The sequence below is a fragment of the Methanosarcina barkeri MS genome (assembly GCF_000970025.1).
GTDB classification, from domain to species: domain Archaea; phylum Halobacteriota; class Methanosarcinia; order Methanosarcinales; family Methanosarcinaceae; genus Methanosarcina; species Methanosarcina barkeri.
In genome coordinates, this window is the sequence record NZ_CP009528.1 from 3900160 (window position 1) to 3922396 (window position 22237).

Genomic DNA, 22237 nt, shown 5'->3' on the forward strand with positions numbered 1-22237 from the left:
ACTGTTATTACTAGAACATTACTTTTGAAAGCAGATGGGAAAGATTGAGTCAGAAAAATGAGAAAGAATTACAAAAATGAGAAAGAATTACAAAAATGAGAAAGAATTACAAAAATGAGAAAGAATTACAAAAATGAGAAAGAATTACAAAAATGAGAAAGAATTACAAAAATGAGAAAGAATTACAAAAATGAGAAAGAAAACTGTTTTCTGAAAAGAAAAATCCTGGAAAAATTCGGAATTATAAGAATAGAGCACCTTAATTTTGCTCAATCAAAGTCAAAATCTCTCAGGGCGAATCATTTCAAGAATATTTGAGAATTAAGGAGGGAGTAACTTGCTTGATTCGCTTCCAGGACTCTGCAGCATGGAACCTGGAATTCACCCATTAAAGCAGCAAAGGTGTCTTTCACGGTCTCAACCATTTTACTGGAAAACTAACTTTTTTGCCCTGAGAGCACTTTTACTCCCTGAGTTAGGGGGAGTCAAAATATATAAATTTATTGATAAAAATCTAAATGTAAAATAATGAAAAATAAAAACGTTTGAGAGTTTGGAGAAAGATATATCCTTCATTATCGAAGATAAAAATTAAAAAGGGATTTTCAGAATTCCCCACTGTTTTGAGAGAAATTGAGAATTTCAGGAAGTCCCAGATTAAATTTGCATTTTTCAGAACTTGAAGCTTCAAGAATCTGATGCTTTATATAGTACAGTGCGTTCAGAATATTATCACTGTCTTCAGAATTCATATCTCCGGCATAGGGATGGATATTTTCTTCAAGGGCATCCAGAAGCCCTGGATCAATGTCGTTTATGAAGTAAGTATCCAGAACCAGAAGGTTTGAAATCTGCTCGTAGAATGATGTAAGTTCCCGAAGCCAGTCTGGCGCTCCGTAATCCTTTGCATACTTTTCCCTGTTCAGGAACGCAAGGTAACTGGATATAGTATCTATGAGATCTTCAGTTAGCCTGTTATCCGGAAACACGATTGGGAAACGTTTTATCACTGAGGGGGCTGTGTAGCTCGAGTATGCCATTTTAGACTTACAGACTGAAGGAAAGAGCCTGGCAATCGAACTGTTAAGCACTGCCGTAATATAGGCATACCTTTCTGGATCCTTGAGAACAATGCCACATCCGTTCTCAAATACATGGTTTCCTTCAGCATCATATGCAGCCTGCAGATGATAGCCTTCGGTAGCAATAATCTTAGGAGTATTAAAGTACTCCAGAAATCTTCTGCCTTTTATACTGTAGTCTGAAGATTTAAGGGGAGAGGTATCGTGGAGGAACTTTCTTTTGAATTCCAGAATTCTCCCGTAAGCCATAGGGAATCTTGTCTTGAGTTCTTCTGGGGGAATTACGTTGTATTCGTTCTTTTTTCCCACTGTGGACAATTCATAAGGCAGCATGAAACGATAAGATGAAGGGCGAAATGCAAATTTTTCGGAAAAGGCTCCTGATACATACGGATAAACAATTTCAGGTTCTATAAATACAGGCCTGCAGAGGCCTTCGCAAAGGTAATATGAGTCGGAACCGCCCTCTTCAGGAAGGGCAAGCCTGTGAAGTAGACCGTTTTGTGTGTTTATACCCCCAAAGATGCTCTCGGAGATATCTCCAAGTGTAACCGGTATTTCACAGATCTGTTCTACAATATTGTTTTGTTTAACAAACATCTATTTTTCACTTCTGTAAAAGTACATTGAGAAATATATTCTCTTGTGCTTTTTATTTTCAGGACGAAATTCCAGAGGTATCATTCCAATTATATGGTGCCTCAAGAATTTTGGACTTCTAGACCCCTATTTAAACATCAAAGTCCACCTGAAATATAGGGTAGATTTGAGTACTAATACATGGGATTATACAATAGCATGAGTATATAAATATAATCGTACTGATAATAAATTATAAATATAAATCATGACAAATAAGAAGCCCAGATAGAAGAGGATTTGATAGGATTTGTACTGCAACTGACTAAAAGAGCTTAAATATTTACATTCCGATTATAGCATATGCAGGAAAGAGATAAGCCCAAATCCCCTGTGATAAGAGAGGCTACACCGCAAGATACTCAGGAAATACTTGAAATCTTTAATTACTATATAGATAATAGTTTTGCAGCCTACCTCGAAATCCCTGTTGGCCCGGAATTTTTCAAAACCTCACACGATGAGAGTGAACCGAACAAAAGTGAGCCTTACCCTTTTTACGTAATGGAAGAAGATAACAGAGTGATCGGTCTCGGAGCCCTTAGGCCGTATTTACCCTTCCCTAATTTTCAGCACACCGGAGTACTCTCATATTTTATCCTGCCAGAATACACAAGAAAAGGCCAGGGAACAAAGCTGCTAAATTTCCTGTGTCAGGAAGCTAAAAAGAAGAATATGAAAAGCCTCCTTGCAAATGTCTCCTCGAAAAACCAGGCCAGCCTGAATTTTCACCTTAAACATGGATTTGTAGAATGCGGCAGGTTTAAAGATGCAGGAACGAAGTTCGGAAAGTACTTTGATATTGTGTGGTTTCAGAAGTTCCTGGAAGAAAGCATGGAATAGTCCTCCTGAAAAGCTGTATAGCTCCTTTTAGCATTTTTAAAACCACTTCATCGAATATCCTTTAAAAATCTGAGAATCTGGAGGCTTTTTGTTAACTCACTGAAAAGCCGTACATCTCCTATTAATCCTCCTATGAAGCTGTACAGCCTCCAATTTACTAAGAAACTGTACAGCCCTCGGTTTCCGGTCGTGCCAGAATCTCCTGCTGCCCATATGCCTAACAATCAAGACATTTTATCAGGATATTTTCTTTTTCAGCACTTAAAATTAGATTGTGATACGAGAATCTGCAAGGGGCAGATAATCAATACCCTCTGTATTCACGGTATAAGCTGCATCACAGATACCGTCTCCATTTTTATCTTCATGAGTCTGGCTGAAACCGTCTCCATTTGGAGTAGCCCAGAAATTTCCACCAAGGTAAGTTCCATCAACAATATTCTTTGCCGGTGTCAGGGTTGTATTCAAGCTCGTACCTGCGTTAGAACCTTGCAGATAAATATTGTTTACGTTGTTGAAATAGTTATTATAAATCGAGCTGTTTCCAGAATCAAGAAGGAAGAGCCCATATTCCGAGTTTGAAGTAACCCTGTTACTGTTCAGGATATTATTCATTGAAGAACCCAGATAGATTCCGTGCCTGGAATTTGAATTTGCCTGGTTACCTGACAGCCTGTTATCGCTGGAATTCTTCAAATAGAAACCAAATAAATTATTCGAGACGTTATTATCACTCAGGCTATTGTTACTGCAAAAGGCAATCCACATCCCGTAATTGCTGCCAAATGCCGCGTTGTTGGAAAATGCATTTTCGCTGGAATTCTGCAGATAAATAGAGACATAATTATTCGAGGCTTCATTATTAATTAACGTGTTTTCAGCCGAATCCCAGACACTGATTCCGGAAACGGTGCTGTTTAATGCAGTATTGTCTGTAAGAACATTTCCATTCGATTCCTTTAAGTAGACACCGATCTGGTTATCTAATGCCCTGTTGTCGTCCAGCTTATTATCATTGCTCGAAGAGTACAGCCATAGACCATAATTGCTATCCAACACCGTGTTATTACTAAGCAGGTTTGTGCTGGAATTCCTCAAAACGATAGAAACACTGTTTTTTGAGGCTGTGGAATTGCTTAATGTATTTCCTACAGAATCCCACAGATTGATACCAGAGTTTGTGCTACCTGACACCTTACTGTTGTTAAGTACATTTCCACTGGAAACTTTCAGATAAGCACCGATTTTATTGTTTGACAGAATATTTCCTTCCAGCGTATTATTGCTAGAAGAATCCACCCAGATACCATAGTTACTACCGGACACCGAGTTATTGAGAAGTGTATTTTCCGAGGAATTATGCAGGAAAATTGAAATTTCGTTCCCTGAGACTATATTATTGTCGAGGAGATTGTTGCTGGAAGAGTCAAGACGAATTCCAGATCCTGTAGCCGCACCGGAGTTACTGAGAATCGAGGAACTGTTCCCACTGAAAATGTCTGAAGTAGGATCTATGTAATTGTTAGAAAGCTGGTTGCCTTCGATATTGCAGTACTTAACTCCATTAAGGTGGATACCTGAACTGGGGTAGTCTACAGACCCGATTATATTCAGCCCGCGAATTGTCACTCCATCCGCAATAACATAGAAAACATCATTAAGACTGCTGGCTGACTTGATAATGGTGTCTTCACTGGTGTTCCCACTAGTGTCCCCATGAAGGGAAGATTGAGAGGTAAGGGTTAAATTCTTTACGTACACGTTGATGTTTTCTTCATAGATGCCCGGGAAAATAAGGATTGTGTCACCAGGAAGTGCATTGTCTATTGCCGCCTGGATCGAGGTAAAATCCGCAACAGGCCCTGTACTATTATTTACAGTAATCACTACCGGCTCAAATTCGTTAAGTGGAAGATAATCTATGAACTGGGTGTCTTCAATATTATACTGGGAATCAAAAATTCCGTCAAGATCAATGTCCCTGGCTTTTTCAGGATATATAGTCCCATCAGGTATTTCCCAGAGATTGCCTCCGAGGTAAGGGCCGCCAGCTATGTTAGTACCCTCAGTTTTTGTAGTGTTCCAGATATTTGTGCCCGAAACCATTTCGGACTTCACGTTTACCGTATTATTGAAACAGTTATTATAAATCAGATTGTTTGAAGTTTCGTAAATATGCAGTCCTGATTTTTCGTTGAGGATTACAGTGTTACCTCTCAAAGTATTGCTATTTGATTCGCCTGTAAGAAAAACACCTTCCGTATTTTGAGAAATGGTATTATCCTCAAGGAAATTATTTGGTGAGTCAAAAAATGAAATTCCTTTACTGCAATTTGAGATTAAATTATTACTCAAATTATTGTACAGGCTGCCGCCAAGACTGATACCGGTAAGACAGTTTGAAATTTCATTATTATCAAGCTTGTTGCCTGAACTCATCATGTATAGATCGATACCGCAGCTGTTATTGAACAGTTTATTGTTTTCAATGAGGCAATCAATAAATCCAAAAACATGAATTCCGGCGGAGTTAGATCCACTTATGCTAAGACCTTTAATGCTTACGTCGTTTGCCCAGATACTAAAGATATCTTGAGAAACGTCGGCTGCTCGGACTATAGTATCAGAGAAATTTCCAGATTCGGAAACAATAGATATGTTCTTGTTGATTACAATATTCTCCTCATAAATACCGGGTTTGACAACTATTTTATCTCCTGGATTTGCAGCAGCCACAGCAGCCTGAATGTTAGTAAAATCTGCAGGCTGACCAGTGTCGTTACTTACAGAAAGCACATTAGCTGCTGCACTTCCTGCAGCCATAAGGTTAAGTGCGAAAATTACTAAAAAAATAATTTTCAAGATTCCTTTTACACACATCATAATGCTCCCCATATTAAAATTTTTTAAGTTGTGGTATTTCGCTTTTACAGCAATTATTGGAGTTAATAACCGGATATAGAGAATTTATTTGAGGTATTACAGGATTTTTTAGAACCGAGGAAATTGAAATTAAATCAATTAAATCGGTAAGATTGGTAAATCAGTTTGAATGGTTAATCGGTTAATCAATTTGACTGGTTAATCGGTTGAACCAGTTTGACTGAGTAGTATGGAATTGCTCATAGTTTCCATAACTCCAGACTTTGAGGTCAGTCGTAAAAAAGACGAAAGAAACAAAACACTCAAAATAATCTTTTTTACTTTGATTCTTATCCGGTTTATTTTCCTGACGAGCTTGCTGTAATTATAACGTAGAAGAACAGCGTTTTTCAGCAGGAACTGTACAAATTTTGGAAACTATCAACATATATAGAAAATTTGTACTGTTATAAAAAATTAACCCAGGATTAAAAAGTGCACTCAAAAAATAGAGATTCTGGACAATAAAACGTCCAAATTTAGAATACATCATAGGTCAAAGTAGGAAACCAGCATCTCTATAGGCTGTTCTCTGCAAATTTGAGGATTTTGGCTTGACTCGCAATTATTAAATCCTTAAATATAATCATGAAGCGTAATAATTACAAATTTATTTAATTTATTGTATAATAACAAAAAAAATTAAAAATGCGAGTGAAACTATAATATAGTATTTAAGGGTAATTAATAAAAATTGATTTATAGATTTATTATTATATTATATTTGATTGTAATCAATGCAATGGCCCCATGACGCATTTTAACGGGCTTTTTGTAAGGAATATTCGAACAGTATGTACAAGCATCGACAGTATATTTAGGGAAAATAGGGGAGGAAAATAGGGAACATTGAAACAAAATTCACTTAAAGAATACTCACTTAAAGAATACTCACTTAAAGAATACTCACTTAAAGAGATAAAGTGATATAACTTGTTAAACAGGCTTTTTGAAGTGAAAGTTTGAAAGCAATAAGGATTCATGAGTTTGGGGGGCCCGACATTCGGAGGTGCGGGCAGAAAGGCTCATGACCCAGGCTGACGGAAAAGAACTCGCTCAAATAGCAAATATAATAGACGAAAAGAAAATTAAGCCTATTGTAACAACCGTGCTTCCTTTAGCAGATGCACAAAAAGCGCATGAGATGAGTAAAAGCGGCCATACTAGCGGGAAGATTGTACTGCGCATTGCAGAGGAACCTAAGTAAAACCTGAATCTACAATTATCCATAAGCATTGCTGGCAAGCATGGAAGTTTAAAGAATTTCTTCAATATTCTAATACTGGAGGTAGAGGTGGTATAGTCCTATAATCTCTACCGACCTGCCTGAAAAATTATGATTTATTCCTCAGTAAGAGAAAAAATGCATTAAGAAGAAATCTCAGTGAAAGGAATTGATTCAAAAGATCTGAGCATCTGAACTGCCGAGTGAGGGGAGATAAATGCCAGAACAACCCAAAAAACCTAGGAGTCTTATACCGCTTTATATAATTATTACTTTATTTTATATAGCTACCGCCTTTCAGGAAGGTGGAAACCGTATCCTCTTAGAATCGGTATCTAAAGAATCTGATTTTCAAGTTAACCTCACTGAAGGTGTAACTTATAAATTCTGGATTGATAACCCCAATGGTCCAGAGAAAGTAAATGTGACGATAAGCAAAGATTCGTATATTGCGCTCCAAAACACATTTGTATTGACCCAACCAAGAAAGAGCTACCTTCCTGAAAATCCCGAATTTAATGTGACAGAAAGCGGGATTTATCATGTTCACGCCAAACCACTTAACCCCGGGACGGTTTATATGGAAATTGAGAAACTTGATAGTTGAAAATTGCAATGACTAAAATAAAATCGAAGTAATATAAGACTGGGGGATTATTATGGATAAAATCAACAATCTCAGAACGAAACCGGTTGACGCAAATTTTGAACACTTTAACATTAACCCAGAAAAAACTTTTGACACTGACCTGGGTTTTCCTGAAGAAGTAAGAGACTATCATTATCGTTCAACAGATTTCAGGAATATCTGGTATTATTTAGGACTATTGTTTTCTATGTTATTAGATTCTTTTAAAGGGAGATACCCGCTTCCAAAGAAAACCGCATTATTGCTAATATTCGCTTTTCTGTACTTAATAAGTCCAGTTGACATCATTCCAGACGTTTTTCCTTTAATTGGACTTGTGGATGATGTCGCAGTACTTGTTTTTTCACTTAATTTTATTAGAAGCGACCTAGAAAATTATAGAGCCTGGAAAAATTATAGTAACTGAAAAACCAATATTGAAGCTTAATTGCCTGGGATATAAGTCTAAGAAAAAAACGTCTACAATTTTTGATTTCATACATTGAGTGCATAAATCCGAGATGAAAAAATTTACCTATTTACTTTTTGTCAACCTTCAGTTTATCTTTTGTTTATCTTTTGTTTATCTTTTGTTTATCTTTTGTTTATCTTTTGTTTATCTTTTGTTTATCTTTTGTTTACCTTTTGTCTATTTTCTGTCTACCTTTTTATCTTCTGTCTACCTTAAGATTATACATCCTCAGTTACTTTCAGGAATGCTTGAATTTGTTATTTTCCAGTAAGTTCTCATTCCATTGCAAGTTAAATACGCACCTGCAGACACCTGAATTAGTATCAAGACAAGGGACAGCATATCCACACCGGAACCCATTGCACTCACTAAAATTATAAATTTGATCAGAGAATTCAATAAATTCAGAACTCCTAGAATTCCAGGCAATATTATCGAAATTACAAAGAAAGGTGACAGTAAGATAAGAATAAATCTTGATTTTGACAGTACTTCTTATGAATAAGCAAATCCACCAAAATAAGTAATTCCTAAAAACGCTTTGTCCGAAGTTAGAATATCTGGAACAAAGATAAGATGAAAAAGTTCATGAGTGAAAATAATAACTATACTCAACCCGATAAAGTATACAAAGTCTTGTAAGTCTATTGTTACTGAGATTTTCGAGGGACTGATACCAAAATATACAAAAGAGAAAGGCGAAAATATATCAAGGATTTTAAAAGAAAGCAGAGCACCAAGGATCATTAGTGGGATTGCTACGAACATAACAGGCACAATATTTGGAGGTTCACGCAGCTGTATCCAGTTATTTGCAATTAGTTCGGAATGCCTTTCAAGATTTGTTTTAGGTAACCTCTTTCTTAGCCGGATAATACCGCCTCTTCTTATATTAATATCAGTATACTGAAAACCTATTGTTTCACATTATAAAGAAATATATTTTATTATAATGTAGTAAATTATTGTCTATATATTCTATAATTATTTATCATAAGGAAAATTTATTCTATTTATTATATATATTCATCCGCAGTATCAGATTTTATCCATGTTTTTGATTGCAGTATAATATACCGGAATAAATGTATCCATGCTTTTGATTGATTACAATATAATATACCGGAATAAATCTAAGCTTTGAAAATCCGATTTTGAAAATCCGATTAAATGTTAGAGGGATGAAAAATAAAGATATGTACCTGAAAATAGTTCAGTAAATATATTACTGTGAGTGGAGGGCAGTACAGTGTCAAAATTTGGATATGGAATAACAGTTTTGATTGTATGCTTAGTTCTGGCGACGCTTCCAGCGGCTGTATGTGCTAAACCTGACATAGCAAGTCAAAATAAGATGATAACCGAAAATGACAACGGAAATACCATTTATATTAAAGAAGGACACTCTTTTTTCCTTAAGCTTAAAGAAAATCCGAGCACGGGCTATTCCTGGCAACTCAAGCTGAGTAATGGACTTAACCAGCTCTCAGACAAATACCACCCCTTTGAATCTTTAGAAAATAATTTAGTTATTGGCACAGGTGGGTTTCGCTTATGGAGAATTGAAGGTATAGCTAAAGGAGATCAGCAGGTAAACGCAATATACAAAAGATCTTGGGAGCCAAAAACAGGCCAGGAACAGACTTTCAAACTTAATATTGTAGTGGTCTGAGCCAAACTCTCAATCTAAAATCTTTTTTCTCTTTATGTTATGTAAAACTCGATTGAATGATATCTGTATCACTTTCCGGCTTTTTTCCCCCTTTGTATAAGAGCCAAAAACAGCTAATCTTCGTTGCTCCGCTGTTTTCAAGGAAAGAAGAAATTTTCGAACAAGTCTTTTTTCGGGGCAGTGTTTTCTATGCAAATATATTTCTTTGTGATCATTTAAAGTATGCTGAAGTTAAAAATGAAGACCATTGAAGGAGAAAACAGAGCCCTATGTAAAGACAGCAGTTTTTCTATACTTTCTCCCACCTCAAAAAAGAAATATGTTATGTTATTCCTGCTAATTCAGACGCTTTCTGAAGGTGGCCTGTACCGGAACTGCGAAGTGTTCCGGCCTTTTGGAAATTTTCAGCTCCTACAGTGCCATTTTTCGCTTCATTTGCTCCCTGCAACAAAAACTGACCTGCAGAGTTATAGTCCTGAAGAGCCAACCTCCATTCTTTCTGCGCATCCTGGAGTTTGGGAGATACGGTATATTGATCATTTTCCTGAATGGCGCTCTGAGTATCATTTACTATGTATTGTGCATACACTGCGAGCATGGTATAATTAGAATTGTTTGTCGCGTTAGATACACCGTCCAGATCTGTTTTAAGTATCTTCAAATGCTTCTGGACATTAGTTCCCCATGCAATATCCTGGTAGGCTGACTTGAGGGTGTTCAGCGGCGAATTTAGTTGAGCCTGAGAAACATTATCACCGTTTTGTGATCCGGCGAAGCCGATGATAATCAGTACAACTAGTAAAATAAATAATGTGAAGTAGATGTATTTTTTCATATACACACCCCTAAAAATTCAGTATATACTATATAAATTTAGAGAGGATGTATTATAAGATTTCCATTCACACATCGTTGGTTAAGCATAAAATCCCATCTTCTGTATACGTTTTTATAAGAATATAAGATAGACAGCAATGCTGACATTGATCATTAGCAGAAGAATATATTCTCGTATATATTCTCGTGTAAGAAACTCAACTGCTAATCCTGAAAAAATGGCTAAATATACACAGTTGCGTTAGAGTACTGTATTTGCAAAGAATACATCAGATTTGTTGACAGTAATTCTGCATAGATGTGAAATTAAGAGAACTTTTGAAACGATAACGAGCGTATATGAAAGTCAAGCATTAACGGAGCAAATGATGAGCTAATTTAGTGGTCATATAGGAAGATCACTTCCTAGATGACAATATTTATATGTTTGTATCTTTATTGAAATAATTGATATTCCACTAAACAAGAACAAAAAACAAGGGCTGGTGCAAATGCGGAATTGGCAAGATTTAATAACATAAGTTTTTTCCTTAATGAAAGTCCCCTCTAAAAATTTTAATATGAATGCCATAAAAGGAGATAAGATACTGTTCAAAAACATATCAGGTGGAATGATATGAAAGCAATTGATGAAACAATGAGTATATACCAGATCTTAAGTGACTATCCTTTTCTGTTAAAAATATTCAAACAGCATGGGATGGAGAAATTTGAAAATAAGGAAGTTCTTGAAAAGCTTGGTCCTTTACTAAAATTGAAAACAGCCCTCTCAATGGTATCGGTGAATAAAGACTCTTTTATTGAGCTCCTGAATCAGGCTGTTCTGAACAATGAAGCAAAAGGAGATTTTACCCTTGCAGACTCCCCGGAACGACAAAAAGAGCTGACCCTTCTTGCCCTTTTACCCTGCGGCATGAAGATGCCTTTTAACCGTGCACTTGATGATTTTTCATCTGAATACAGCCGACAAATGAATAATGTACTCCATTCTCTTGTCGAAGGTAATGTCAATCATGAGCTCTCTTATTATGCCTATATCGATTCGGTTACATCGATTGACGAACTTCCGGATATAATCATCAGCTCTGATATCAACAGCTTCTACCACAAACCCTTCCAGGAGAATTTTCTCAATAAGGAATATTTTGTAAATCTTAATTCATCCCCAATGAACAGTGATTTTGAGTCTATCGGTTTTGCCGATCCTCGTGGACAGTTTACCATGATCTCTGCAAACCTTCTGGTTCTGGTTACAATAGATGAACTCATGAAGGATGATAGCAAACCGGAGTCCTGGGAAGACATCTTAAAAGAGGAGTACCGGAATAAGGTTGTTATGAGGGGGCAGGACGGCTTTTTCTGTAATGGGGTACTGCTTCCGTTCTACCGGCTGTACGGTATGGAGGGAATTAAAAAGCTTGCTTCTTCAGTATATACAGGAATCCATCCGTCCGAGATGGTTAAAATGATAGACAGCAAAAAGGATGACGTACCACCTATGTATATCATGCCTTACTTCTTTGCTAAGAAAATTCAAGATAAATCCAGGATAACAATCAATATACCTTCGGAAGGTGCTATTGTAAGCCCTGTGCAGATGCTGGTTAAAAAAAGTGGTGCAGAGCGGGTTAAGGAGATCACGGATTTCTTCTGTGGGAAAGAATTTGCGAAAATTTCTGCCAGAGCTTTTTTCCCGACAACAAATCCTGAAGTTGAAAATAATCTTGAAGGAATCAAACTCTATTGGCTGGGCTGGGACTTCCTGATGAACAATGACATAGGAGCACTTAAAAAAGAGCTTGAAGGAGTTTTCAATAAACAGTTCTATGAAACTGGAGGTATTGTGTGAGGCTTGTTACGGTAGCAGGTCCTCCATCCTCAGGAAAAACCAGCATCATTATCAAGACCATTGAAGAGCTTGAACAGAAAGGTTTCACAATCGGTGTGGTAAAATTTGACTGTCTCTCGGCTCAGGATGAGGAACACTATTCAGCTCACAATATTCCGGTCAAGACCGGTCTCTCCAGAGGACTCTGTCCTGACCACTTTTTTGTAAGCAATATTGAAGAAGCCCTCAGGTGGGCCAAAGAGAAGAAGTTTGATTTTCTGATTACCGAGAGTGCAGGTCTTTGCAACCGCTGTTCTCCACATATTAAAGATGTTCTGGCAATCTGTGTTATTGATAACTTGAGTGGTGTCAACACACCTAAAAAAATCGGCCCCATGTTAAAACTTGCAGACATTGTTGTTATTACTAAAGGGGATATTGTCTCCCAGGCAGAACGTGAGGTCTTTGCATACAGGGTCAGACAGGTTAACCCCAGAGGAATGATAGTTCAGATTAATGGTGTTACAGGACAGGGTAGTTTCTATCTTGCAAAACTTGTGGAAAAAGCCTCTACGTTGGAAACTCTTCAGGGAGCTACACTTCGATTTACCATGCCTGGAGCTCTATGTTCATACTGTCTTGGAGAGAGAAAAATCGGGGATGACAAGCAGATTGGGGTTTCAAAGCTGGTAAATTTCAGAGGAGAAGAATAAATTCAGGGAGAAGAATAGCTTGCGAACAGATTTACTTCATATGACGATAAATGAACTCAGGGAGATGATGCCCTGGATAGAGGACTATTTCTCTGCATTTGCAATTGATCCTGTGCAGTTCGGGAACATAAAACTGGAAGAACTGGGTTCAACACCTGGTGAAGATTATTTTGTAGAGATGGGAAGCAGCTCTCTCGCCTTTATTGATGGTTTCTTTCTATTTATTGAGCAGGCAAAAGCTCTTCAACAGGGCAGCGGATCCACAGTTGAATCCCTGACAGTGCTCCCTGGACGTAATAAGAATGGTGAAAAAGAAGCCTTTTCGGTAAATCTAAAAAAAGGTGAAGTGACTGCAATTGTCGGTCCTACAGGATCAGGCAAGTCCCGTCTTCTGGCTGATATTGAATCTCTGGCTCAGGAGGATACTCCTACAGGCCGAAAAATACTGGTTAATGGCCGGGCTCCAGGTGATGAGGAGCGTTTCTCGACTGAGGGGCGTTTTATCGCGCAGCTTTCACAGAACATGAATTTTGTTATGGACCTCAGTGTCGAGGAGTTTCTGACCATGCATGCCGAGAGCCGTATGGTTGACGAGGTATCTCGTATTGTTCAGAAAATATATGATACTGCAAACATCCTGGCAGGAGAGCCTTTCAGCAGGGAAACTCCTGTTACGGAGCTCTCAGGGGGACAATCCCGCGCTCTGATGATTGCAGATACTGCACTTCTCAGCCCGGCATCTGTTGTCCTTATCGATGAGATTGAGAATGCAGGCGTCGACAAGGTTAGGTCTCTGGAACTTCTGGTAAGTAATAACAAGATAGTTTTAATCAGTACTCATGACCCTCTTCTGGCTCTATCGGCAGACCAGCGACTGGTCATTCAAAATGGCGGGATTTCAAAACGTATAAAAACCACACCGGATGAGAAAAAATACCTGAAGAGCCTCGAAAAAATAGACAGCAAACTTACTCATCTCCGAAATCAGTTGAGAAGGGGGGAAGAAATTGACTTCAGCGATTTTCTGGTGTAGCTTAAGTATGCTGAATTAAAATGCCGACCAAAGAAGAAGAAAGCAGATTTGACAAAGTCGAAGTTTGGAATGATATCACTTTTTATTATATTTTCACTTAACTCCATCAAATCTTCCCATTGTGCCGCCTGTAATATCTTCAAGTTCCTCAGCCTCAAGACAGACCTGTATTGCTTCTTTTATACGTTCCATAGCCTGCTCAACTGTTTTTCCTTGAGTATAACAACCCGGTATGTCAGGAACCCTTGCAATATACATCTCATCTTTGTCCTGTTCGATCAGAACCGTATAACTCAAGCTCTCGCCTTCCATCTTTACCAGAATAACATTTAATCTGTGAGTACTTAAAGCTGCTACCGGCAGAACTATTGACAAGAATTGGCTGAAAAAAAGCAGAAGCCGAAGTGATATAACTTTTTTATTATATTTCCACCCCAGCCCTCCTAAAATTATTCGATTAGAGGTTCTTCGATTGCGCCGCTAACTTGGAATTTATCTATTCCCAAAGCATTACAGCAGAAGATTGAAATTTGTCACAGAAACATTTAAAGCCTACTTGAGTTTTTCCAATAAGTAGAACTCAATAAATGTTTAATGTATTTGCTAGAGGAATATCCAGAATAAACAGTCGAAAGCAAAACAGGAAAATATAATTAAAGGATATAGAAGCTTTATATTATCTAAATATTTTTGAGAAATTAATGAGTTCAGAGTCAAAAAGTTAACGGGAAGATCAAATGAGCTTTGGTGGAATTGCCGATGGACTTTTAGCCAATTCATTATATGATAGTGCCAAAAAAATAATTAAAAAATACCATGATACTTACGCAGATGTCCTTGATGATTCAATTAATAAGGTGACACCAAAACACCCAAAGTTGACAAAGATTCATATTGATAGTTTTTTATATGAATCTCCTGCAGAAAACTTAATGAAGAATTATATCGAACATCCAGAAAATTATATTAATTCTTCAGAAAAGAACTTATTTGGTGAAAAACTTATAGAAGAATTTATTACTTATTTTGACGAAGGATATTTTTCGAGAGAAGAAGCTACAGAAATTATAACTAATTTTCTAAATATATTAGATTATAATGTTCAAAAAAATCCAGACTTAAGAGATAAATTATTATTAGACTATGAAAAAGATACAAACCAAGAGCTCAAAAAACATATAGAAGAATGCCAAATTCATTTAAAATCTTTTTTAACTGCAGAGGAATTCTTCTCTCGTTCCCTCGAAAGTACAAACTTATTGAACCATAAATATCACTTTGTAGGTCGAAGTGATATCTTATCACAGTTAGATAGTTTCTTAGAATCTGACAAAAAGATAGCCCTTTTACCTGGAAGGGGAGGCATTGGAAAAAGCAGAATACTTTTTGAATTTGGGAAAAATTTTGAATTAAAACACAATGAATGGGAACTAAGATACGTTAGTGAAAGTCCATTAACAAAAGAGTCAATTCGTGAATTGCCTAAAAGAAAATGTACTATAGTAGTAGACGATGCCCATCGAAGAGAAGATATTATTACATTACTAGAAACAGCTCAACAAGCCGAAATTATAATAAAGTCCCCAATAAAAATGATTCTGGCTTTCAGACCTCACGGACTAAATTATATTAAAAGCAGCTATAGTAAATGCGGATTTGATACTCGCAAGATTGAAGAGATTTCTGAAATTGGGGAGCTTAAAAGAAAAGAAAAAGAGGAACTTGGAAAAAGTATACTTGGATCAAAACATCACGAATATTTAGAACCGTTAATTAAAGTAGCCAAAGACTCCACTATAGTTTTAGTTATTGGAGCAAAACTTATTGCAGAAAATAAAGTACGGCCAGCTCTTTTAGAACAGGACGAAGAGTTTCAAAATGCTGTTTTTAGTAGATTTCAGGAAGACATATTAGCAGGAATTATTAGTGATGATCTTGACGCAACTTTTTGTAGAGACCTGCTTTCCATCATATCCATTCTATCTCCAATCCAAAAAGACAATGGATTCATTGAAAAGACGGCCAAATTCTTAGAGGTAAAAAAATCGAAGATTAATATATCAATTAATACTCTAGAAAGAGGCGGATTGCTCTATCGTGTGGGATCTAAACTCAGGATAACTCCCGATGTTTTGTCAGACTATATATTACACAATTCATGTATTACTTCAGATGGCTATTCAACTGGGTACTCTCAAGAAATATTCGAAGCTTTTGGAGATACATATCTCAAGAACATTTTAGAGAATTTGTCAGAACTAGACTGGCGAGTAAATAGACAAAATAGAGAAACTGATCTTTTAGTAGAAATATGGAATAATATAGAAGAAAAATTCAAAAATTCATCAAACTTAGAGAAAGTAGTCTTATTGAATAAATTTGAAAAAGTAGCTTATTTTCAACCCCAGAGGATACTGCACTTAATTAGATATGCAATTAACAACCCAATAAACAACCCAATTAACAAATCCAAAAGTGATTATGCACCATTATATGAATTCACTCATAAAGATGTATTAAGGACAATTCCCCCATTATTAAAAAATGTTAGTTACAATTTTGACTACTTTCAACAGTCTTGCGGACTTCTTTGGAATTTAGCTAAAAAAGAAATAGAGATAAAAAATGGAGGTACTGCTTCTAACCATGCATTGACAGTACTCATAAATTTGGCCGAATATCAAATGTACAAATCTTTTGAGTATAGTTCCCAGATTATTACTTTTGTTGAAAAAGAGATAAATAATCATACAGATCCTAAATACACATGCTCACTCTTAGATATACTTGATCCAATACTAGAAAAAGAAATAATATTTGATAAGCCTATAGGAGCCGAGATACAGTTTATACCTTACCCAATTCCTTATAAAAATACAAAAGAGATAAGAAGAAAAGCCATATTATTAATAGAAGCTCAGTTAAAATCTGAATCAACTAAATTAACACTAAGAGCATTGAAAAGTCTTTCACAGGCTTTAAGATCACCTACTGGTTTTTATGGAAGGAAAGTTTCTACTGATGAAATTGAATCATGGCTTCCAGAACAAAGGAAAATACTTAATATTATAGAGGATATTTCCAAAATTACTACAGATCCTATTATAAAGATCCAGATAAAGTCTTCACTTGCATGGCATGCTAGACAAACTATCCAACCAGAAGTTAAAGATAAAGCCAGCTCAATCATAAAATTTCTGCCCGAAGATTTTGAGATCAGACTTGTGAGAGCTATCTGGTATCATTATGACAAAGATTATGAGAACTTTAAGGAGCATCAAGAGGAAGTAATCCAAGAAATAAAAGAGGTATCTAAAGGATTTTTGGAGAAATGTGATAATGAAGGGGGAAAAGTATTCAATGCTCTTAATAAGATAATTACCAATTTTAAAATTAATGAGATTTTAATTTATCCATCAAACTTCTTGAGAGTCCTTTGCGCTACAGATAAAGAAGTTGCTTCTGAAGTCTGTAATCACATTATGTCTGATACATCAAAGCCTTTAGCTAATTATTTAGAGTTCTTATTATCAGGAATTAGAGAAAAAGACGAGGCTATGGCTATAAAGTTAACAGAAATTGCTGTTGATGGCAGTGATCCTATTTTATGTCATTCCATAGCAGAAGGCTATGCACACACAGGATGGGCGTTTAAAATAAAAAATGAAGAAATCAAAATAATTACACAACTACTAAGTTCTGTAGATGCAGACATAAGAAACCTAGCTATTGAATCGCTTGGACACTTCCCCAATACCTTGAGGGATGAAGCTATTGAGCTTGCTTTAGGTGTTGAAATTGGGGAGGACGAAGAAATAGCTGATACTTATTGTGGTATATTTAATCCAGAGTATGGCATTCCACCTGAGAGTTTAGATGAAGCACAACTAGGGTTCATTCTTAAAAAAGTATGTCAAGTCCACGTACTTGAAAAGAATTTATATGACTTAAACATTTTTCTAACATATTGCAGTACCAAAATACCTGAGGAATTGGTTGATGTCCTTTTGGAAAGAGTAGATTTGTCCAAGAAAATAGAGCATGGTACAAGTAACCGATTTCAGCCTTTACCTTATAACGGTTTTTACGACAAAGGATTAAATGGGATATCCCTTAGTTCACATTATAAAAATATTCTTCGAAAAGTTAGAGATAGATCGTTAAATCCAGATTTGAAAGACTCTTTTTGGCTCCCAAAGCTATATTCGTATATTTCAGAAAATATTTCATTGACTAGTCTTGAAGTTCTCAATGAATGGGTAGATACTGGAGATGAAGAAAAAATAAAAACAGTTGGACTTTTAGTCAAAGAAGCACCTTCAACCTTCGTGTTTTCACATTCTGGTTTTGTTTCAAACGTACTTGTGAGTGCGCAAGCGATTAGTGACGACTGCTACGAAGAAGTAAGATCTGATCTATCAAACTCAACTCTTTATGGAGGAAGGACAGGACTCGTTGGTGAACCAAGTTATGAAGATCAGAATGTTCGTGATAGAGCTCAAGAATTTATGGAAAAGTATCCAGTTGGATCACCTACATGGAACTTTTACAAATGGCTCTCTGAAGAAGCAAAAAAATCAATAAAAAGTTGGCTAGAAAGCGATGAAGAAATGTTAGAAGACTAATTAGCGAGTTTTAAGATGCTTATCTATATCTTTCTCTTATTCCCAAAACTTCTTCGTCTTCACATAATCCCTCTCCGCAACAAGAATATCCCTATAAAACTCCTCTTCACCCACCCTCATTTTTTCAATAACCTTTGACGCCGCCTCAAGTCCAATCCCCCGGCTGGCAAGCATAATAACCATCTTCATTCCCCTGCGAGCGTACTACGCTTGCGTCTCTATAAACTCTCTGTATCCGTTTCTTTTCTTCAGGGACAACTTTAACCTGTTTTGCCTGTTTTTTGACAAGCTTGATTTCCTCTCCTTCCCAGGGTTTGAAGGCTACAATTATTTGGAGTTTTAGAGTAGCAAACTGATTCAAATCATAAATAAACAAAAAAGAAAATTGAATTGGGGAATAAAGACATCTGATTATTGTAGACGGAGGGCGAAAAATGGTATACATTATAAAGTGATTGTGTCAGATGTCTTTGCTACATAATATTAAGGAGTGATTATATAAGTGCTATTATCTACTGCTATTTAACATGCATTTATTTCAGTACTCATATTCTTACTTTCAATAGTGCACCAGTATACATTATATCCTGGATCTCATTCCCAGAACTTCTTCGTCTTCACATAATTCCTTTCCGCAACCAGAATATCCCTGTAAAATGCCTCTTCGTCCACCCTCATTTTTTCAATAACCCTTGACGCCGTTTCAGGCCCAACCCCTCTGCTCGCAAGCGCAATAACCGCCTTTTTTCCCTGCGAATGCACTATACTCGCGTTTCTATAAACTCTCTGTATCCGTTTCTTTTCTTCAGGGGTAACCTTAACCTTTTTTGCCTGTTTTTTGACAAGGTTGATTTCCTCTTCTTCCCAGGGTTTGAGGGCTGCAATCATCCTGGACTCGCAGACCGGGCAGACGATTTCTTCAGGGACGTTCTTTACCTGCCGGCGGGAAGTCCATTTCTTGCAGTTCGTACAGAATAGAACGATTCTGTCGTTCATAATGCGTTCCTTAAGTGCAAGCACGATTGATCGGTCGGCTTTCTCCGGTGCGACCAGGTCTTTTTTCATGGCAAAACCGGCTGAACCGATTGGGGTTGGAAGGGAAACTTCAACTGAAATCTCGCCGGCTGCAAGTTTTGTAAGGACTTCTTTTGTCCTCGGGACGTCAAGCAGGTCGTGAAAGATTTCCCGAATAACCTCGTCGTACATTGAAGATCCCTGGTAGATTTCCAGCAGCTTTTTCATGCTGATCCGGTCGTAGTCAATGTCCCGGGAAAGGGCTCCGAATTTTCGGGCAACGTGAACCATTTTCCATTTCATCAGAGTTGTGTTTTTCAGGGTCATTTCTATGATCGGCTCAACGTGTTCGGGACGGAGGGAGAGAAGCATATCCCGAATCTGGAAAGAGCCTACCCGGCGCGGAAGGGTCAACCGAATCCTGTAGGGGTCGACTTCCTGGGCGACACTGCTCCCGAAGCGGGCTGAAAGAAGTGAGGTCAGGACTCTCGCAAGAGTGCCGTTTGTGTTATGGCCAAAACAGGCGTTCAGAGTCACAGAATCTCCTTCGTCTTCGATCACAATCGTGCTCGCATCAGGCAGGGGGAAGTCTCCTTCTACGTGTTCACGTACCAGGCGGATTAATTCGAGCACTGCATTTCTTGTTACCGGATATTTCGCCTGAAGCTGTTCGGCAATAGCTTCATCGTCAAGTTCTGCGCGGATAAAAGCTGCAATTTCCGCCCTTAGCTTTCCTACATCCTGAGCGACCTCAAAAGGCACAGGGATTTCTTCACCGGTCCAGCTTGGAACCTCACCCTTACCTTCCACGGGCTCGACTTTGATTCTGTCCTTTCCCTGCTCGCGGTCAGGCATCTCAACGACCCGCCACATGTAGCCTTTCGTTATGAAAACGGCGCCCTGTTCCGCAAAGTTTACGACAAAGGCTTCATCCAGCACGCCGACTGATTTTCCACTTACAATATCATAGATCTCGTACTTCTTTTCGTCCGGGATCATGGAAAGGTTCTCGTAATAGTATTCCCGGCTTTTCCTGCGCCTCTTGACGATATTTGAACCTTTTTCATGCCAGACAAGTCTGTAATCCCCTATCTGGTCCACAACCCTTTGCAGTTCTTCAAGCTGCAGATCCCGGAATGGGTACGTCCGTTGAAGAATCCTGAGAATTTTATCAATTTCAATCTCCCCGAAATCCATAACCATGCCTGCAATCTGATTTGCCACGACATCCAGGGATTTTATATGCGGAGAAACCTCTTCCACCCTGCCTTCCAGTGCAGCTTTCGTAATTGCCATACTTTCTGCAGTATCGTCGACTTCCATAGAAACGATAGTGCCTCGGGAAACAGAATGCAGCTTATGCCCGGCTCTTCCGACTCTCTGGAGCAGCCGTGAAACCTGGCGTGGAGACCCGTACTGGACCACCTGGTCGACGTTTCCGATATCGATTCCAAGCTCCATTGACGAGGTGCAGATAAGGCCTTTCAGGGCTCCGGATTTGAAAGCTTCCTCAGCTTCCACACGGGCTTCAAAAGAAAGCGAGCCATGGTGTACCCCTATGGATGTCCCGAGTTTCCGAAAACCGGTAGCTAGAGCTTCGGCACTCTGCCGCGTATTTACAAAAATAAGAGTGGACTGACTATCTTCGACAATTTTCCGGATGCAGAGCAGGTGAGAGGCAAATTCAGGCTCGCAGCCAACTGTTTTTGCAATTTTCAAGACTTCTTTTTCCTGTATTTTTCCTTTTTCTGAAACCTGAGGGTTGACAACATCGAACTCAAGCAGTTTCAACAGGGCTACCTCAATTACAGTGAAATCCCTTCCATTGCCTGCCAGGAACTTTGCAATTTCCCAGGGGTTCCCGACTGTTGCAGAAAGCCCGATTCTCTGGAACTCGCCTGAAATTTCCACAAGCCTCTCAAGCCCAACAGCCAGCTGAGTTCCACGTTTTGAACCTGCAAGCTCATGGATTTCGTCTATCACGACATGAGTCACGGTTTCAAGGTTCTGGCGCAGGCGGGAGCCGGTAAACATTGCCTGCAAGGTCTCAGGAGTAGTGATCAGTACATCAGGGGGATTTTTCGACTGGCGCTGTCTTTCACTTTGCGGAGTATCCCCATGCCGAACCTGGACTTTGATGTCGAGCAACTGCCCGAGGATTTCAATACGAGAAAGCATATCCCTGTTAAGTGCCCTCAATGGAGTTATATAAAGGGCTGAGATTCCCTTTCTGGCTTCAGGTTTCTTTTTCAGGATACTATCAAAAACAGGCAGCACGGCTGATTCGGTCTTGCCTGAACCCGTAGGAGCTATCAAAAGAGTATGCTTTCCATCCATTATGTGAGGAAATGACCTTTCCTGAGGTTCTGTGGGTTTTGTAAAGCCAAGAGTTTTGATGGCTTCCTGAATCTTTGGGTGAAAAGTATTAAAGATGTTATGAAACGTCATGTTTTTGTAATCAGTTTTGGTTAAATTGTTCAATTGTTGTGTTAGCTGGCATCAGTATAAATGTTTCTATGCAAGTAGTTTCTATTCAAGCGTGGAAATAAAGTGAGTTAGACAAATAGAAAAGCAAGAAGAAAAGTGTCAGAAAACGCTTAATTTATTTCTTTTATTTTAATATATTTATTTTATATTTTAGAGTTTATCGTAGTCGATCTTTTTCCACAGTTCGATCTTTTTCCACAGTTCGATCTTTTTCCAC

At 37.9% G+C, this 22237-nt stretch carries 17 protein-coding genes and 1 pseudogene; 11 read left to right on the top strand and 7 right to left on the bottom strand.

The genetic code is table 11. The annotated features are described in order from the left end of the window. The first annotated feature begins 337 nt into the window (after positions 1-337). The gene (locus MSBRM_RS15825) at positions 338-529 is read left to right on the top strand and encodes a hypothetical protein (protein ID WP_048121795.1); all 192 of its coding nucleotides are present in this window, start codon (positions 338-340) and stop codon (positions 527-529) included. A 76-nt stretch (positions 530-605) separates the two neighbouring features. On the opposite strand, the gene MSBRM_RS15830 is transcribed toward MSBRM_RS15825, so the two are convergent. Next, complete coding sequence (locus MSBRM_RS15830; RefSeq protein ID WP_048121797.1) at positions 606-1682, bottom strand: hypothetical protein; 1077 nt, start codon at positions 1680-1682, stop codon at positions 606-608. Between the two features lie 342 nt (positions 1683-2024). On the opposite strand from MSBRM_RS15830, the gene MSBRM_RS15835 reads away from it, so the two are divergent. Beyond that, the gene (locus tag MSBRM_RS15835) at positions 2025-2564 is read left to right on the top strand and encodes a GNAT family N-acetyltransferase (RefSeq protein ID WP_048121799.1); all 540 of its coding nucleotides are present in this window, start codon (positions 2025-2027) and stop codon (positions 2562-2564) included. A gap of 267 nt (positions 2565-2831) precedes the next feature. On the opposite strand, the gene MSBRM_RS15840 is transcribed toward MSBRM_RS15835, so the two are convergent. Continuing rightward, positions 2832-5447, bottom strand: coding sequence for a right-handed parallel beta-helix repeat-containing protein (locus tag MSBRM_RS15840; RefSeq protein ID WP_048121801.1), 2616 nt, complete (start codon positions 5445-5447; stop codon positions 2832-2834). A 1048-nt stretch (positions 5448-6495) separates the two neighbouring features. Between MSBRM_RS15840 and MSBRM_RS15845 the strand changes: the two genes are divergently transcribed. The 3 genes from MSBRM_RS15845 to MSBRM_RS15855 all read left to right on the top strand — a co-directional run bounded on the left by MSBRM_RS15845 (position 6496) and on the right by MSBRM_RS15855 (position 7766). Further along, the gene (locus MSBRM_RS15845) at positions 6496-6693 is read left to right on the top strand and encodes a zinc-binding dehydrogenase (RefSeq protein WP_054864864.1); all 198 of its coding nucleotides are present in this window, start codon (positions 6496-6498) and stop codon (positions 6691-6693) included. 235 nt (positions 6694-6928) lie between these two features. Continuing rightward, positions 6929-7318 carry a hypothetical protein gene (locus tag MSBRM_RS15850; RefSeq protein WP_048121805.1) on the top strand — a complete coding sequence of 130 codons (390 nt, stop codon included), beginning with the start codon at positions 6929-6931 and terminating at the stop codon, positions 7316-7318. Between the two features lie 52 nt (positions 7319-7370). Next, positions 7371-7766, top strand: coding sequence for a YkvA family protein (locus MSBRM_RS15855; protein WP_048121808.1), 396 nt, complete (start codon positions 7371-7373; stop codon positions 7764-7766). A gap of 273 nt (positions 7767-8039) precedes the next feature. Here MSBRM_RS15855 and MSBRM_RS21520 read toward each other — a convergent pair whose 3' ends face one another. Then, positions 8040-8300 carry a DUF3267 domain-containing protein gene (locus MSBRM_RS21520; RefSeq protein WP_255361914.1) on the bottom strand — a complete coding sequence of 87 codons (261 nt, stop codon included), beginning with the start codon at positions 8298-8300 and terminating at the stop codon, positions 8040-8042. A 760-nt stretch (positions 8301-9060) separates the two neighbouring features. Here MSBRM_RS21520 and MSBRM_RS15865 point away from each other — a divergent pair. Continuing rightward, complete coding sequence (locus tag MSBRM_RS15865) at positions 9061-9483, top strand: protease inhibitor I42 family protein (RefSeq protein WP_052712925.1); 423 nt, start codon at positions 9061-9063, stop codon at positions 9481-9483. A 322-nt stretch (positions 9484-9805) separates the two neighbouring features. Here the strand turns inward: MSBRM_RS15865 and MSBRM_RS15870 are convergent, their stop codons facing one another. Further along, positions 9806-10318, bottom strand: a complete 513-nt coding sequence (locus MSBRM_RS15870) for a hypothetical protein (protein ID WP_048121810.1) — start codon at positions 10316-10318, stop codon at positions 9806-9808. 133 nt (positions 10319-10451) lie between these two features. Here MSBRM_RS15870 and MSBRM_RS20645 point away from each other — a divergent pair. The 4 genes and pseudogenes from MSBRM_RS20645 to MSBRM_RS15885 all read left to right on the top strand — a co-directional run. Beyond that, positions 10452-10697, top strand: a pseudogene (locus MSBRM_RS20645) (hypothetical protein); the annotation flags it as partial. 239 nt (positions 10698-10936) lie between these two features. Further along, positions 10937-12169: an ABC transporter substrate-binding protein gene (locus MSBRM_RS15875; protein ID WP_048121812.1), complete on the top strand. Its 1233-nt coding sequence runs from the start codon at positions 10937-10939 to the stop codon at positions 12167-12169. Beyond that, on the top strand, positions 12166-12861 hold the full coding sequence (locus MSBRM_RS15880; RefSeq protein ID WP_048121814.1) for a GTP-binding protein: 696 nt from the start codon (positions 12166-12168) through the stop codon (positions 12859-12861). The genes MSBRM_RS15875 and MSBRM_RS15880 overlap by 4 nt, the downstream gene beginning before the upstream one ends. Before the next feature lie 19 nt (positions 12862-12880). Continuing rightward, positions 12881-13894: an ABC transporter ATP-binding protein gene (locus tag MSBRM_RS15885; RefSeq protein ID WP_080941587.1), complete on the top strand. Its 1014-nt coding sequence runs from the start codon at positions 12881-12883 to the stop codon at positions 13892-13894. A gap of 93 nt (positions 13895-13987) precedes the next feature. On the opposite strand, the gene MSBRM_RS15890 is transcribed toward MSBRM_RS15885, so the two are convergent. Further along, positions 13988-14191 (bottom strand): type II toxin-antitoxin system HicB family antitoxin, encoded by a 204-nt coding sequence (locus tag MSBRM_RS15890; protein ID WP_230628952.1) that lies wholly within the window; start codon positions 14189-14191, stop codon positions 13988-13990. Positions 14192-14631: 440 nt separating this feature from the next. Between MSBRM_RS15890 and MSBRM_RS15895 the strand changes: the two genes are divergently transcribed. Continuing rightward, positions 14632-18519, top strand: coding sequence for a hypothetical protein (locus MSBRM_RS15895; RefSeq protein ID WP_048156261.1), 3888 nt, complete (start codon positions 14632-14634; stop codon positions 18517-18519). Between the two features lie 36 nt (positions 18520-18555). Here MSBRM_RS15895 and MSBRM_RS21525 read toward each other — a convergent pair whose 3' ends face one another. After that, a complete protein-coding gene (locus MSBRM_RS21525) occupies positions 18556-18708 on the bottom strand; it encodes a hypothetical protein (RefSeq protein ID WP_230668933.1) in 153 nt (50 codons plus the stop codon). 405 nt (positions 18709-19113) lie between these two features. After that, positions 19114-21981, bottom strand: coding sequence for a DEAD/DEAH box helicase (locus MSBRM_RS15900; protein WP_048156265.1), 2868 nt, complete (start codon positions 21979-21981; stop codon positions 19114-19116). Positions 21982-22237: the final 256 nt, after the last annotated feature.